Source organism: Streptomyces sp. NPDC050564 (genome assembly GCF_044457265.1).
Lineage (GTDB): Bacteria > Actinomycetota > Actinomycetes > Streptomycetales > Streptomycetaceae > Streptomyces.
Genome location: NZ_JBITGS010000026.1, coordinates 33,612 through 48,663, shown reverse-complemented (window position 1 = coordinate 48,663; position 15,052 = coordinate 33,612). Strand labels below are relative to the sequence as shown.

Genomic DNA, 15,052 nt, shown 5'->3' with positions numbered 1-15,052 from the left:
GGTGGGGGAACCGGTGGGAGCGGCGCTACGGGACGCGCTGCTGCGGACCCGGTTGAACTCGGCGACGTTCCTCTCGTGCTCCTCGTAGCTGGCCGTGAAGCGGGTGTCGCCCCGCTTGACCGTCACGAAGTAGAGCCAGTCGCCCAGGGGGGGGTTGGTCGCGGCACGCATCGCGTCCTCGCCGGGGTTGGCGATCGGCGTGGGCGGCAGGCCCATGCGCTGGTACGAGTTGTAGGGGTTGTTGAGCGTCGTGTCGTTCTGGCTGGTGTTCAAGGTGGAACGGTTCAGCGCGTAGTTGATGGTGGAGTCCATCTGCAGCGGCATGCCCCGCTCCAGGCGGTTGAAGATGACCCGGGCCACCTTGCCCATGTCCGCCTTGGTCGCCGCCTCGGCCTGGACGATGCTCGCGATGGTGATCGCCTGATAGACGTTCATCGCGTTGCGCTGTGCCCCGGCGGCGACAGGAGCTTTGTTGAACCTCTGATTCGCGGTGTCGACCATGAACGACAGCAGCGACTGCGGAGTCGCCTTCTTGTCGATCGGATACGTCGCCGGGAAGAGGTAGCCCTCGGGGTTGCCCTCGGCGTCGTTCGGCAGCTTCAGATTGGCCTTCCCGAGGGACTTCTTGGTGGTGCCCGGGGGCACCCGGAGGGCCTTGTCGACGGCCGCGTAGACCTGACTGGCCCGCCAGCCCTCCGGAATGACGAGGGACGCAGTGGGCGCGTCCTCGCCGCCTCCCACGGTCAGCAGCGGCACCGCCACGGCGGTGGCCGCCACGACGGCTCCGGTCGCGATGAGGGCGATCCGGCCCCGGCGCGTCAGTCGAATCGTGCTCCGTGGCGGAGTGTTCATCTGCATGCGGGCACGTTAACGCGCGAATGCCATCAAACCCGGCATATCGTCATCTTGTCGGCGCCAGTTGGGCGTCCCGGTGGACAAGCGCGGCATAGCGCCCCTCCTGCTCCAACAGTTCCTCGTGCGTGCCGCGTTCGACCGTGCGGCCGGAGTCGAGGACCACGATCTGGTCGGCGCCCCGAATGGTGGACAGCCGGTGCGCGATGGTGACCGTGGTGCGGTTGGCCGACAGTGCGTCGATGGCCTGCTGAACGGCGTGCTCCGTGCGGGTGTCCAGGGCGCTGGTCGCCTCGTCGAGGATGAGCACCGGCGGGTCGCGCAGGATCGTGCGGGCTATGGCCAGGCGCTGCTTCTCACCGCCGGAGAACCGGTGGCCGCGCTCGCCGACGACCGTGTCGTACCCGTCGGGCAGGGACGCGATGTGGTCGTGGATCTGGGCCGCGCGCGCCGCCGCGTACAGCTCCTCCTCGGTGGCGTCCGGCTTGGCGAAGCGCAGGTTCTCGGCGACCGAGGCGTGGAAGAGGTACGTCTCCTGGGAGACGACACCGACCGCGCGCGCGAGCGTGTCGAAGTCCAGGTCGCGTACGTCGACGCCGTCCAGCGTGACGCGGCCGCCCGTGACGTCGTACAGCCGGGGCACCAGATAGCTGAGCGTGGACTTGCCGGAGCCCGTCGGGCCGACGACGGCGAGGCTGCCGCCCGCGGGGACGGTGATGTCGATGCCGTCGAGGATCGGGCCGCTCTTGTCGTCGTAGCGGAACTCGACGCCCTCGAAGCGGATCTCACCCTTGACCTGGTCGAGGTGGACCGGGCGCTCGGGCTCGGTGATGTCGATGGGCAGGTCGAGGTACTCGAAGATGCGCTGGAAGAGCGCGAGCGAGGTCTGGATCTGGACGCCGGTGGAGAGCAGGCTGACCGTGGGCCGGAACAGGCCCTGCTGGAGCGAGACGAAGGCGACGAGGGTGCCGATCGAGATGGCGGAACCGCCCACCTGGAACGCGATGCCCGCGGCCCAGTAGATGACGGCGGGCATCGCGGCCATGACGATGCCGATGACGGACATGCGCCAGCGCCCCGCCATGTTCGACCTCACCTCGAGGTCGACCAGGCTCTCGGACTCCTCCGCGAAGGACTTCGTGAGTGAGTCGGCACGGCCCATGGTGCGGCCGAGCAGGATGCCGCTGACGGAGAGCGACTCGGTGACCGTGGCGGCCATCGCGGCCATCTGCTTCTGACGCTGGGTGGTGATCTTCTTGCGTTCATTGCCCACCCGGCGGCTGATCCATACGAAGACCGGCAGCAGGAGCAGCGAGACGGCGGTGAGCCGCCAGTCCAGGGCGACCATCGCAACGATGGTGGCGACGACGCTGGTGAGGTTGGAGACCAGCGAGGTGGCGGTGGAGGTGACGGTCGCCTGCATTCCGCCGATGTCGTTGGCGATGCGCGACTGGACCTCGCCCGTACGCGTTCTGGTGAAGAAGGCGAGCGACATGCGCTGGAGCCGGCCGTAGACGGCGGTGCGCAGGTCGTGCATGACGCGCTGGCCGACGGTGGTGGAGATGAGGGTCTGCAGCACGCCGAAGACGCCGGTGAGGACGGCGCTGAGAATCATGCCGAGCGCGAGCAGGCTCAGCAGGCCGGTACGGCCCTGGGGGATCGCGACGTCCAGGATCTCCTTCAGCAGGAAGGGCGTGGCGACGGAGACGAGGGACGCGGCGCCGACCAGCAGGCCGACGATCGTGAGGCGGCCGCGGTAGGGCCGGAAGAGCTTCAGGATGCGACGCACCTGCCGCGGCTGTTCCGCGTCGGCAGGTGGCGGGGTCCAGGTGGGTTGGTCGGGACGCATGGGCTCCTACGGGGTGGTGAGAGCGCCTCTCGGGTCGAGGGGCGACGACGACTGACGGAGCATAGCTCATTGTTACCTATGCTCACAATGAACCAGGTCCTGATATTGTTCCCACATGAGCACCCCCGATGCCGACGGCCTGCTCGCGGAGCAGCTGCTGCGGCTGACCCGCCGTGTGCACCGCATCCAGAAGCGGCATCTGGAGCAGCGCGAGCTGGGCATCACTCCGGCGCAGTCCCGGCTGCTGCGCACCCTCGCGCACTACAGCGCGCCGCCCCGCATGGCCGATCTTGCCGAGCGCCTCGAAGTGGTGCCCCGCGCCGTGACCACCCTGGTCGACGGCCTGGAGGCGAGCGGCAAGGTGCGCCGGGTCCCCGATCCCACCAACCGGCGGGTGATCCGCATCGAAGTCACGGACGAGGGGCGCATGGCGCTGCGGGAGCTGCGCGGCGCGCGCCGCTCCGCCGCGGAGGAGATCCTGGCTCCCTTGACGGACGAGCAGCGCGAGGTGCTCGGCGGATTGCTGGACACCTTGGTGGACGGCGTGCCCAGCGTGGAGCACCGCTGCTGAAGCGGTAGCCCATGCGTCACTCGGGCGGCGAGGCACAACCGCGCGTGCCGGCCGAGGTCTGTACCGAGGAACTGGTCTTCCCCGACGACGCCGGGTGCAGCGCCTTCGCGGGGATTGCCGCATGCTCCGAGTCGGCCACCCGCGAGGCGGCCGCGTTTCGTGGTCTCACGCCCGTTTCGATGCGTCCATCCCTGCCTCGCACGTGCGAGGCAGGGATGGACACGTGACGGGCCGTGGCTCCCACTCCAAGGAGCCCGCACCCGAAGTCGGTTGAGGCTCCCGGGACGGGCCGCGCGCTCCACCTCCACCGGTACGGAGCGGGAGCCACGGCCCGTCGCGTGGGCGGCCCGAGCGGCGTCGGCCTCGGCCGGCTCGGGCCACCGGGATCATGGAACAGAGACGCAGTCCGCTCTCAGGAGCCTCACCAGCCCCCTCAGGAGTCTCCGCAGCCGCCGCGGTCCTCTGTCAGAACTCCCTGAACGGTGGTCAGACTCCGGTCGTGGCACCCGGCCGAGCCGTACAGCCGATAGCGCTCGCTCGTCGTACCGACCGCGTGCCGCTGGTCGCGCGGGACGTTCGCCGTATACGTCGCGTCGCCCGTGTAGGAGTCGTCGAACCGTGACCACAGGGTGCGTCGCCCGGCGCGCGTCTCCACGACGGTCGCCCGGTCGCCGAGTGTCAGCACGGTCCGCAGCCGGTCGTCCGCGCCGAGCGTCGTCGTTCCGTCCATCGCGTACGTGCGGTGCGTGCGCGTTGTCGTGGCCGGTCCGCGTCCGTCGACGGTGACCGTCTCGTCGTCGGTCCAGGTGGCCTCGAGTCCGTCCGCGTTCTCGCCGTCCGTCCAGCGGTGCACGGAGGTGTTCGCCAGTGTGCGGCTGACGGTGGTCTCCACCCGGCCGTGCGAGGTGTCGACATACCCGGCGACCGTCAGCCGGTGCCCGCCCTCGGTGTCGAGCCGATTCTCCGAACCCGGTGTGTACGCCGACGAGTTGGCCAGGTCGCCTGCCCTTGCCTCGGTCAGCGCACCGCTCACCTGCGCACGCTTCGCATCCTGCCAGACGAGGACGTTGACCGGCGTGCTCCAGCCGGTCTGCCCCTCGGGCACCCCCACGACCGAGACGTCGACCTGGTGCGGACGGCCGTCGTTGAGGAGCCCGGCGAAGGGTGTGAGGTCGTACTCGATGGGCTTGATGTCGAAGGCGCGTGGGCCCGGAATCACGTACCAGAGGAACGGGTTGGACCATCCTCCGGTCCATACGGTCGGGAACGGCTCGGCGATACCCGCGAGTTGATTGTCGACCTTGATCTGCACCTCGCGGTAGGGGCCTTTGTCCGCCTGGCAGGAGTACGGCGCGGAGGTCGGCACCGTCAGGTACCAGTACTCCTCGCAGCCACCGCCGGATCCGGTCGCGTACACCTCGGCGACGATACGTTCGCTGTTGCGCGGTGTGGTGAGGGTGCCGTTCCGGAGGGTCAGGACGCGGTCGGGGGTCGTCGCCGACGACGGCTCGGCGGGCTGCTGCGCGGGCTTCGCCCCGGCGTCCTCGGTGGGCTTCGTGGAGGGCTTCTCGGCGGCGTAGAAGGTGAGCGTGGCCTTGACGTCGAGGACGCCGGTATAGGTGTCGTCGACGACGTTCCCTATGAGCATCTCGACGTCGCGGCTCTGCCGGAACGTGTCGCTGTAGCGCGTCACGTCCTTCTCGACGGACCACTGGATGCCGTCGGGCGAGGGTTCCGGAGTGGATGTACGGAAGATCTCGACGCCCCCGATGTGCAGATAGCCGAGCCGGTCGAACTGCCGCCCCTTGACCTTGCCGTCGAGCCGCAGCACGACCTTGCTCCAGCGGTCACCGCAGCCGCTCGCCGGCGTGTAGGTGCCCCTGTACGGCGTGAAGTCGCGGAACTGCGCCTCGGCGACCGTCACTTCGCAGGACTTGGTGGCAGGCTTGCTGATCGGCGGGGCGGCGGTCAGGGGGTCGTGCCAGTCGGTGCCGAACTCGGCGGGCGGGTCCGCGAGTTGGGTCGCCCAGACCGGGTCGGACCCAAGGAAGGCGCTCGCCACGAGGGTCACCCCGGCGAGCATGGACATGATGAGCCGTCTTCTCATGTGCCGTGTTCTACGGGGCAGTTGGCCCGTCCCGCAATGGGCACTCCGGGGCTACGAGTTCAGGTCCGCCTTGTCCCCCATCACCACGACAGGATGCTGATTCGGGTCGAGCGTGCGCAGCAGATACTCCATGGCCGACTTGGACAGGCTCACGCACGCCGACGTACCGCTGCCGTGGTCCATGTGCAGCCAGATTCCGCCGCCCTTCGACTGGCCGTCGGGTCGGGTCGGGTCGTTGGGCGCGGTGCCCTTGACGCGGTTGTAGTCGATGGCGATGACGTAGTCGAAGTCGTGCCAGTGGGACTTGGCCCAGTCGCGCGGGGCCTGGAACGACGCCGACCGGGTGTACGGGAGATGGGCGCCCGGGTCGGCGAGCACACCGCCCGCGTCGCTGAGGGTGAACACGCCGACGGGACTGCGCTTGTCGCCCTCCTGGTGATCGCGGGTCCAGCCCTTCTTCCCGTTGTGTGCGGCCCAGCTGCGGGTCTTGTCCCACGTCGAGCCGGTCTTCGTGTACAGCACGACCGTGGAGTCCGCGGAGTCCTCACCCTCCCCGTAGACCGCCACGACCTGGCGGGAGTCGGAGGGGATCCGCTGCTGCAACCGGTCGCCGACCTCAGGAATGCGTTGCAGATCGACAGTACGCGCCGGGGGTTGGACGGCCTTCCCGCCAGACCCTCCCTGACTCTTCGCCCCGCTCCCGCCGCCCGAGCCACCACAGGCCGAAAGGGCGGCCGCAAGGACACCACATGCCGTCGCGGCGAGCCCCGCACGTATCGCACCGTTCCTTCGCATGCGGTCCATCGTCGCACCACCCACTTATAGGACTGACCACCCGCCTCCGCTTCTCATCCCTTCACGGGCGGTCGAGGCCGATTGCTTGCCCCGCGGCGGAAAATCGTTTGCTTTCGACCACGCTGCGACGCGAACCTTTCACGGTTTGTTGCCGGCCTTCATGGCTGGCCGGTCGCCGACATCGCGGCTCCCTCCACCCCCTGACACGAGCCACTGGGACGTCATGCAGATTCAAGACCTTCCGTATCCCGACCCGGGTGTGCCGGACGCGCGCTCGGGTCCCCGATTCCTGCGGTGGCTCTTCCGGAACCAGCTCGCCGGGCAGTTCAAGGCCCTCGCCTGGGGTCTGCTGCACTTCGTGGCCGTCTCCGGGCTGCCGTTCTGTGTCGGCCTCGCCATCCAGGCCGTCGTCGACCGCTCCGGCAGCCACCTCGCCCTGGCAGGAGGGCTGATGGTGCTCTGCGGCGTCTGTATCGCGCTGGGCGACACCATGCTGCACCGCGCGGCGGTCACGAACTGGATCACGGCGGCCGCGCGTGTCCAGCAGCTGCTGGCCCGAAGGACCGCCCAGTTGGGCTCCGCGCTGACGCGGCGTGTCGCGGCCGGTGAGGTCGTCGCGGTCTCCACCGGCGACGTCGAGAAGATCGGCTGGTTCGTCGAGGCCGTGTCGCGGTTCATGGCGGCGGCCCTCACCGTGGTGCTGGTCTGCGTAGGTCTGGTCGTCTACCAGCCGGCGCTCGGCGTGATCGTCGCCGTGGGCGTGCCCGTCCTGGCGCTCGCCGTGCTGCCACTGCTGCCCCGCGCCACCCGGCGCGCCGACTTCCAGCGCGAGAAGGCCGGACGCGCCACCGAGCTGGCCTCGGACACCGTCGCGGGCCTGCGCGTACTGCGTGGCATCGGCGGCGAGGAGCTGTTCCTCGACCGCTACCGGCGTGCCTCCCAGGAGGTTCGACGGGCGGCCGTGCGCAGCGCCCGGATGTGGTCGCTCATCTCGGCCGTCCAGGTGCTGCTTCCCGGTCTGCTGCTGATCGCCGTCATCTGGCACGGCGTGCATCTGGCCCGCGACGGCAGGATCACGGTCGGCGAACTGGTCACCGTGTACAGCGCGGTCATGCTGCTCACCTATCCACTGCGACACTTCGAAGAGATCGCGATGGCCTACTCCTTCTCCCGCCCGTCCGCCAAGCGGGCCGCCCGGGTGCTGTCCCTCGAACGAGCCACGGACAGCGACGGATCCCGCTCGGCGGAGGTGCCGGAAGGCGATCTGTACGACCCCGCGACCGGGCTGCTCGCACCCGCCGGACGGCTCACCGCCGTGGTGTGCGGCGACCCGGACGCGGCGGGGCTGTTGGCCGAGCGGCTGGGTGGGCACCCGTCCGACGAGGGCATCTCGGTGCTGCTCGGAGGCGTACCGCTGGACGAACTGCCGCTGGACTCGGCCCGTAGTGCCGTCCTCGTCCAGGACAAGGACCCGGTACTGCTGTCCGGCTCGCTGAGCGAGCTGCTCGACGTGCCCGCATCTGGTTCCGTCACCGCCGAGGCCGCACTGGCTGCCGCGCAGTGCGGCGACGTACTGGACGCGCTCGCCCAGGGGTCGCTGGACGCCGAGGACCCGATGGACGCCCGGATCACCGAACGCGGACGCTCCCTGTCGGGCGGCCAGCGCCAGCGTCTGGCGCTGGCCCGGTCGCTGATCACCGACCCCGAGGTACTCGTCCTGGACGAGCCGACGTCCGCCGTCGACTCGCACACCGAGGCCGGGATCGCCGACGGCGTGCGCGCCCTGCGCGCCGGGCGCACGACGGTGGTCTTCACCTCCTCGCCGCTGCTCCTGGACCACGCGGACCGCGTCGTCCTGGTCCACGACGGCGAGGTCGCGGCGGTCGGCGTGCACCGCGAACTGGTGCACAGCGAGCCGCGATACCGCGCCGTGGTGACCCGGGAGACCGACGAAGAAGCCACTCTTGAGGGCGTACTGGAAGAAATCGAGGAGACCGCATGATCGGCGTGGCGCCACCGGCGTACGACCCGGCCGCCCCGACGACGGCGAACACCCTGCCCGTCGGCGCGCCCGCGACCGTACGCACCTACGTGGCCGAGCTGTTCCAACGGCACCGCAGGGCCTTCCTGCTCCTGATCGCCGTCAACACCGTGGCCGTCGTCGCCTCGATGGCCGGGCCCTATCTGCTGGGCGCGGTCGTCGAGCGGGTCTCGGACCACGCGCGCGAACTCCATCTGGAGCTCATCGCCGCACTGTTCGTCGCCGCGCTCGTCGTACAGGCCCTGTTCGTCAGAGAGGTACGGCTGCGCGGCGCCATGCTAGGCGAGCGGATGCTGGCCGATCTGCGCGAGGACTTCCTCGTACGATCGGTGGGGTTGCCGCCGGGCGTACTGGAGCGGGCCGGGACGGGCGACCTGCTGTCCCGCATCACGACGGACATCGACCGGCTCGCCAACGCGATGCGCGAGGCCGTGCCGCAGCTGGCCATCGGTGTGGTGTGGGCGGCGCTGCTGCTCGGCGGGCTCACCGTGACCGCGCCACCGCTCGCCCCCGCCGTACTGGTCGCTGTGCCGCTGCTGGTCGTCGGCTGCCGCTGGTACTTCAGACGGGCGCCTTCGGCCTACCGCTCGGAGGCCGCCGGTTACGCCGCCGTCGCCGCCGTCCTCGCCGAGACGGTCGACGCCGGGCGCACCGTCGAGGCGCACCGCCTGGGTGAGCGCCGCATCGACCTCTCGGACCGCCGGGTCAAGGAGTGGACGGCGTGGGAGCGGTACACGCTCTGGCTGCGGTCGGTCCTCTTCCCGGTCATCAACCTCACGCATGTGACGGTGCTGTGCTCGGTCCTGATGATCGGCGGGGTCTTCGTCCTCCAGGGCTGGATCGGCGTGGGCCAGCTGACGACAGGCGCGCTCATCGCGCAGATGCTCGTCGACCCGGTGGGCCTGATCCTGCGCTGGTACGACGAGCTGCAGGTCGCCCAGGTCTCGCTGGCCCGACTGGTCGGTGTCCGGGACATCGAGCCGGCCGCGGGCGACCCGGGGGTGGCTCCGGACGGGCGCGACGTGCACGCGGACCGGGTGCACTTCGGCTACCGAGCCGGAGTGGACGTCCTGCGCAAGGTCTCCCTGGAGGTCGCGCCGGGCACCCGGCTCGCCCTGGTCGGCCCGTCCGGCGCGGGCAAGTCCACGCTCGGCAGGCTGCTCGCCGGGATCTACGCGCCCCGGGACGGCCGGATCACTCTCGGCGGCGCCGAACTGGCCAAGATGCCCGCCGAGGAGGTGCGCTCCCACGTGGCCCTGGTCAACCAGGAGCACCACGTCTTCGTGGGCTCCCTGCGTGACAATCTGCTGCTCGCCCGGACAGGTGCCGACGACGCCGAGCTGTGGGCCGCGCTCGGCGCGGTCGACGCGGACGACTGGGCCCGGACGCTGGACGACGGCCTGGACACCGAGGTCGGTTCGGGCGGGCTCGCGCTCACTCCGGCCCAGGCCCAGCAGATCGCGCTGGCCCGGCTGGTGCTGGCCGATCCGCACACGCTGGTCCTGGACGAGGCGACCTCGCTCCTCGACCCGCGCGCGGCCCGCCATCTGGAGCGCTCGCTGGCCCGCGTGCTCGACGGCCGCACCGTCGTCGCCATCGCGCACCGGCTGCACACCGCGCACGACGCGGATGTCATCGCCGTCGTGGAGAACGGCCGGATCAGCGAGCTGGGCAGCCACGACCAGCTGGTCGCGGCGGAGGGTGCGTACGCAGCGCTGTGGCGGTCCTGGCACGGGTGAGCGAGCCGGGCTTGGTGCGGCGCCGTCCGGGGTGTGGCCGCGTCGGCGCCGGTCCCTTTCTGTCAGGGGCGAGGCCGCGTCGACCTCCGGCCCGTCCGTTCGTGGGCGGGCCGTTCCCATGGTCGGACCGTGTGGCGTTGCGCAGTGCCGAAGGGGGGTGGAAGGCTGGAAGTGGACAACGGCTCGGGGGACTCTGGCGAACCACCCGGTTCGCGCGGGGCGACACCCGTGTCCCGTGGCCCGCGCGCCCGCCGACGAACGCGGCGGCAGCGGACCCCGCCCGCACCCCCTGGAGGTAGCCGTGGACAGCGCCGACGGATGGGGAGACGACGTCTACCAGCCCGACGGATCCGAGGTACAGGACGACGCCGGGTTGCTCGACGCCGAGGACACGCTGCTCGCCGACGGCGTCGGCGATCCCCTCGACCGGGGTTGGTCGCCGCCTGAGCGGCCGTGGGCGGTGGAGCACACCGGGGTGACCGCTGCGGAGCGCCATGAGGGCGAGACCCTGGACCAGCGCCTCGCGGAGGAACTTCCCGACATCACAGAACCCGACGGAGACGGCATCGGCGACTGCCAGGGCACCGACGGCGAGCCCCTCGACAACGAGGTGGGCGACCTTCGCTCCGGCCGCCTAGTGGCCCCCGGCGAAGGAGCGCACGAGGACGAGGAGAGCGGACTCATCGCCTCGGACGTGGGCATCGACGGCGCCGCTGCCTCGGCTGAGGAGGCCGCCATGCACATCGTCGACGAGGACTCGCTGTCCGGCTGACCGATCCCGCCACTCCCCATCGAGGAGCATCCATGCAGCAGGACAAGCAGCCCGACTACCACCCCGTCGTCTTCCGCGACCGCGCCGCCGGATACGCGTTCCTCACCCGCTCGACCGCGACGAGCGACCAGACCATCGAATGGGACGACGGTGAGAGCTACCCGGTCGTGGACGTCGAGATCTCCTCGGAGAGCCACCCCTTCTACACCGGGAAGGCCCGCACCGTGGACACGGAGGGACGGATCGCCCAGTTCGAGCGGCGGTACGGGGGTGGAGGGCAGGGAGCCGGCGGGGGCGATACCGCCTAGGGAGCGGCCGAACATCACGTGATCGCGCGCAGCCGCGCAACACGCAGCTGATCCCCTCCCACCTCGACCCCTGGCAGGCCGCGGTCCTGCTCGCCGCCCCCGACGAGCGCCGCCGGCCCGACTCGCCGCAGCCCCAGCTGGACCGAGTCCGCGGCCACGTACAGGTCGGCCAGCCCGGCCCTGCGGTCTGCGGTCTGCGGTCTGCGGTCTGCGGTCTGCGGTCTGCGGTCTGCGGAAATCCTGTGCGTCACCCTCGACGACCTCATCACCAGCCGTGACATCACCGGCGGCCCCGAAACCTTGCGGTTGTACGACGCCGGTGGCCAACCGCGCCTCGTACGGCTCCCCGCTCGGGTCCACAAGGCCGCCCACTCCTGTCTCCCACACCGACGCCGCCCCCACGGCGAGCCGCTCCTCGCCGGCCGGACGGGGCTCAACATCCCGCATCGCTGTCCGATCGACCTGCAGCGCAACGTGGCCACTACGAGCGGACCACTGCACGTCCCTCCCGCCACGGTCCACGTGGCACGCCCCCGAGCACGGTCCCAGCCCTGGGCCTCCCCCTCAGATGAAATTGAGCGCGGCCGCGCACCCCACCCCGCCCAGCAGCATGAACACCGGCATCAGCACCTTGAGCTCGACCCAGCTGCCGGCGCGGAAGCGCATCGCCTTGGGCGGGCCTATCGGGTACCAGCGCTTGCGACCGACGGGGATGGGCCACAGGATCGGGCAGCCGGACACCGTCAGCGCGTCCCCGATGTCGTGCACGAGGGCACCCAGGACGATCGGGAGCCCGAGCCACAGGTATTCCTGACCGGGCGCCGTGAACAGCCAGTCCGCGCCGTTGCCCGGTTTGTCCAGGACCCCGGCGAGGATCCAGGCGCTCGTCGCAGCCAGCAGCCAGACCAGGATGTCGCTGCTGGAACCGCGGGCGGCCCGCCACAGCAGCCCTTCGATGGCGAGCACCATGTGCACGAAGAGGATGGCCAGGACCGCCCAGCGCCCGCCGGTGATCGCCAGGACCGAGGTGCCCGCGCCGATCAGCACCGCCCACAGCCAGGTGTGCGTCAGCGTGCGGTGGCCGCCGGAGCGCCGGGGGTCGCCCTGCTTCCTCGTCCCCTTGTAGACGGCATACGAGAGCTTGTCGACGATCTCGCACAGACCCCGCGAGAGCGGCCCGAAGGCGCGCGAGATGGTGGCCGCCTTGTGGTCCAGGTCGGGGGCGAGCGCGGCGCCGGCGCAGATCAGGGCGCCGACCAGGAGGACCGGCCAGGGCATGGTGTGGCCGGACGCGGCGGCCGCCGCTCCGACACCGAGCCAGGCCGCGGCTCCCGACAGTGAGTGTGCTGGTCCCATCATGGCCGTTCCCCGCCCCATTCCTCTTGTACCGCTGTCCAGTTGCCGGTGCGCACTGACGCTTCGTCGGCGCCACAGCGTAGCCTCCGTGATCTTCCGACCAGCATCCGATTCCCCCATCGAGCGGGTTGACAGGCAAGATGGGGGCGTGACCCTTATCGATCAGCTGCCGCAGACCGCAGATCCCGACGCCCTCTACGAAGCCTTCGAGTCGTGGGCCGGGGAACGCGGTCTCACCCTCTACCCCCATCAGGAGGAGGCGCTGATCGAGGTGGTCTCGGGCGCGAACGTGATCGTCTCGACCCCCACCGGCTCGGGCAAGAGCATGATCGCCGCGGGTGCGCACTTCGCGGCACTCGCCCGTGACGAGGTCACCTTCTATACGGCACCGATCAAGGCGCTCGTCTCGGAGAAGTTCTTCGAGCTCTGCAAGATCTTCGGCACCGAGAACGTCGGCATGCTCACCGGCGACGCCTCCGTGAACGCCGACGCCCCCGTGATCTGCTGCACCGCCGAGGTACTCGCGTCGATCGCCCTGCGGGACGGCAAGCACGCTGACGTCGGGCAGGTCGTGATGGACGAGTTCCACTTCTACGCGGAGGCCGATCGCGGCTGGGCCTGGCAGATTCCGATCCTGGAACTGCCGCAGGCGCAGTTCATCCTGATGTCGGCGACGCTCGGCGACGTCTCGATGTTCGAGAAGGACCTGACCCGGCGCACCGGCCGCCCCACCTCGGTGGTCCGCTCGGCGACCCGACCCGTGCCTCTCTCCTACGAGTACGTGCTGACTCCGCTCACCGAAACACTCACCGAACTGCTCGCAACCAAGCAGGCTCCCGTCTACATCGTGCACTTCACCCAGGCCCAGGCCGTGGAGCGGGCGCAGGCGCTGATGAGCATCAACATGTGCACGCGGGAGGAGAAGGACCAGATCGCCGAGCTGATCGGCAACTTCCGCTTCACCACCAAATTCGGCCGCAACCTCTCCCGCTACGTGCGCCACGGAATCGGCGTGCACCACGCGGGCATGCTGCCCAAGTACCGCCGGCTGGTGGAGAAACTCGCCCAGGCCGGTCTCCTGAAGGTCATCTGCGGCACGGACACACTCGGCGTCGGTGTCAACGTCCCCATCCGTACCGTGCTGTTCACGGCACTGACGAAGTACGACGGCAACCGGGTCCGGACGCTGCGCGCCCGCGAGTTTCACCAGATCGCCGGCCGCGCCGGGCGAGCCGGCTTCGACACGGCCGGCTTCGTCGTGGCGCAGGCGCCCGAGCACGTCATCGAGAACGAGAAGGCTCTCGCCAAGGCGGGCGACGACCCGAAGAAGCGCCGCAAGGTGGTGCGCAAGAAGGCTCCCGAGGGCTTCGTCGGCTGGACGGACAACACCTTCGAGAAGCTCATCGCCTCCGAGCCCGAGCCGCTGACCTCGCGCTTCCGGGTGACGCACACCATGCTGCTGTCGGTGATCGCCCGGCCCGGCAACGCCTTCGAGGCGATGCGGCATCTGCTGGAGGACAACCACGAGCCGCGCAGGCAGCAACTGCGGCACATCCGGCGGGCGATCGCCATCTACCGCTCGCTCCTCGACGGCGGCATCGTCGAGAAGCTCGACGAGCCGGACGCCACGGGCCGCATTGTGCGCCTCACCGTCGACCTCCAGCAGGACTTTGCGCTCAACCAGCCGCTGTCGACCTTCGCGCTCGCCACGTTCGAGCTCCTGGACCCCGAATCCCCCTCCTACGCCCTCGACATGGTGTCCGTCGTCGAGTCCACGCTGGACGATCCGCGACAGATCCTCGCGGCCCAGCAGAACAAGGCACGCGGCGAAGCCGTGGCCGCGATGAAGGCGGACGGCGTCGAGTACGAGGAGCGCATGGAGCGGCTCCAGGACGTGTCGTACCCCAAGCCGCTGGAGGAACTGCTCTTCCACGCGTACAACACCTACCGCAAGAGCCATCCGTGGGTCGGTGACCATCCGCTGTCCCCGAAGTCCGTGATCCGTGACATGTACGAACGAGCCATGTCTTTCACGGAGTTCGTCTCCTTCTACGAGCTCGCCCGTACCGAGGGCATTGTCCTGCGCTACCTCGCCAGCGCCTACAAGGCCCTTGAGCACACCGTCCCGGACGACCTCAAGTCCGAGGACCTGGAGGATCTGATCGCCTGGCTGGGCGAGATGGTGCGCCAGGTCGACTCCAGCCTCCTGGACGAGTGGGAGCAGCTCGCCAACCCCGAGGAGATGACGGCCGAGGAGGCCCAGGAGAGGGCCGATCAGGTCAAGCCTGTCACCTCGAACGCCCGCGCCTTCCGCGTCCTCGTCCGCAATGCCATGTTCCGCCGCGTCGAGCTCGCCGCTCTCGATCATGTCGACGAGCTCGGTGAGATGGATGGCGACTCCGGCTGGGACGCCGACGCCTGGGGCGAGGCAATGGACAAGTACTGGGACGAGTACGAGGACCTCGGCACCGGCCCCGACGCGCGCGGCCCGAAGCTGCTGTCGATCGTGGAGGAGCCGCAGAACGGTCTGTGGCGCGTCCGTCAGACCTTCGCCGACCCGAACGGCGACCATGACTGGGGCATCAGCGCGGAGGTCGACCTCGCGGCCTCCGACGCGGAGGGTCGCGCCATCGTCAAGGTCACCGACGTCGGTCAGCTGTGA

At 70.0% G+C, this 15,052-nt stretch carries 11 protein-coding genes and 1 pseudogene; 6 read left to right on the top strand and 6 right to left on the bottom strand.

The window, feature by feature from the left end:
* Window positions 1-21: 21 nt before the first annotated feature.
* Both mltG and ACIBK0_RS34290 read right to left on the bottom strand, forming a co-directional pair.
* Window positions 22-858, bottom strand: a pseudogene (mltG, locus tag ACIBK0_RS34295) (endolytic transglycosylase MltG); the annotation flags it as partial.
* Window positions 859-901: 43 nt separating this feature from the next.
* Complete coding sequence (locus ACIBK0_RS34290) at window positions 902-2,701, bottom strand: ABC transporter ATP-binding protein (RefSeq protein ID WP_399088460.1); 1,800 nt, start codon at window positions 2,699-2,701, stop codon at window positions 902-904.
* A gap of 115 nt (window positions 2,702-2,816) precedes the next feature.
* On the opposite strand from ACIBK0_RS34290, the gene ACIBK0_RS34285 reads away from it, so the two are divergent.
* Complete coding sequence (locus ACIBK0_RS34285) at window positions 2,817-3,272, top strand: MarR family winged helix-turn-helix transcriptional regulator (protein WP_399088459.1); 456 nt, start codon at window positions 2,817-2,819, stop codon at window positions 3,270-3,272.
* 433 nt (window positions 3,273-3,705) lie between these two features.
* On the opposite strand, the gene ACIBK0_RS34280 is transcribed toward ACIBK0_RS34285, so the two are convergent.
* Together ACIBK0_RS34280 and ACIBK0_RS34275 are read right to left on the bottom strand one after the other, a co-directional pair.
* Complete coding sequence (locus ACIBK0_RS34280; RefSeq protein WP_399088457.1) at window positions 3,706-5,379, bottom strand: peptide-N4-asparagine amidase; 1,674 nt, start codon at window positions 5,377-5,379, stop codon at window positions 3,706-3,708.
* 51 nt (window positions 5,380-5,430) lie between these two features.
* Window positions 5,431-6,174 (bottom strand): L,D-transpeptidase family protein, encoded by a 744-nt coding sequence (locus ACIBK0_RS34275; RefSeq protein WP_399088455.1) that lies wholly within the window; start codon window positions 6,172-6,174, stop codon window positions 5,431-5,433.
* A gap of 223 nt (window positions 6,175-6,397) precedes the next feature.
* On the opposite strand from ACIBK0_RS34275, the gene ACIBK0_RS34270 reads away from it, so the two are divergent.
* The 4 genes from ACIBK0_RS34270 to ACIBK0_RS34255 all read left to right on the top strand — a co-directional run bounded on the left by ACIBK0_RS34270 (window position 6,398) and on the right by ACIBK0_RS34255 (window position 11,034).
* Entirely contained in the window at window positions 6,398-8,176 is a 1,779-nt protein-coding gene (locus tag ACIBK0_RS34270; protein ID WP_399088453.1) for an ABC transporter transmembrane domain-containing protein, read from the top strand.
* On the top strand, window positions 8,173-9,954 hold the full coding sequence (locus ACIBK0_RS34265; RefSeq protein ID WP_399088451.1) for an ABC transporter ATP-binding protein: 1,782 nt from the start codon (window positions 8,173-8,175) through the stop codon (window positions 9,952-9,954). Before ACIBK0_RS34270 ends, ACIBK0_RS34265 begins: the two co-directional genes overlap by 4 nt.
* Window positions 9,955-10,255: 301 nt before the next feature.
* Window positions 10,256-10,726 (top strand): DUF5709 domain-containing protein, encoded by a 471-nt coding sequence (locus tag ACIBK0_RS34260; RefSeq protein WP_399088644.1) that lies wholly within the window; start codon window positions 10,256-10,258, stop codon window positions 10,724-10,726.
* A gap of 32 nt (window positions 10,727-10,758) precedes the next feature.
* Window positions 10,759-11,034, top strand: coding sequence for a type B 50S ribosomal protein L31 (locus ACIBK0_RS34255; RefSeq protein ID WP_399088449.1), 276 nt, complete (start codon window positions 10,759-10,761; stop codon window positions 11,032-11,034).
* Window positions 11,035-11,048: 14 nt separating this feature from the next.
* On the opposite strand, the gene ACIBK0_RS34250 is transcribed toward ACIBK0_RS34255, so the two are convergent.
* Window positions 11,049-11,285, bottom strand: coding sequence for a hypothetical protein (locus tag ACIBK0_RS34250; RefSeq protein ID WP_399088447.1), 237 nt, complete (start codon window positions 11,283-11,285; stop codon window positions 11,049-11,051).
* A 313-nt stretch (window positions 11,286-11,598) separates the two neighbouring features.
* The gene (locus ACIBK0_RS34245) at window positions 11,599-12,393 is read right to left on the bottom strand and encodes a metal-dependent hydrolase (protein ID WP_399088445.1); all 795 of its coding nucleotides are present in this window, start codon (window positions 12,391-12,393) and stop codon (window positions 11,599-11,601) included.
* Window positions 12,394-12,538: 145 nt separating this feature from the next.
* Here ACIBK0_RS34245 and ACIBK0_RS34240 point away from each other — a divergent pair, with 145 nt between their 5' ends.
* Window positions 12,539-15,052 (top strand): DEAD/DEAH box helicase, encoded by a 2,514-nt coding sequence (locus ACIBK0_RS34240; protein ID WP_399088443.1) that lies wholly within the window; start codon window positions 12,539-12,541, stop codon window positions 15,050-15,052.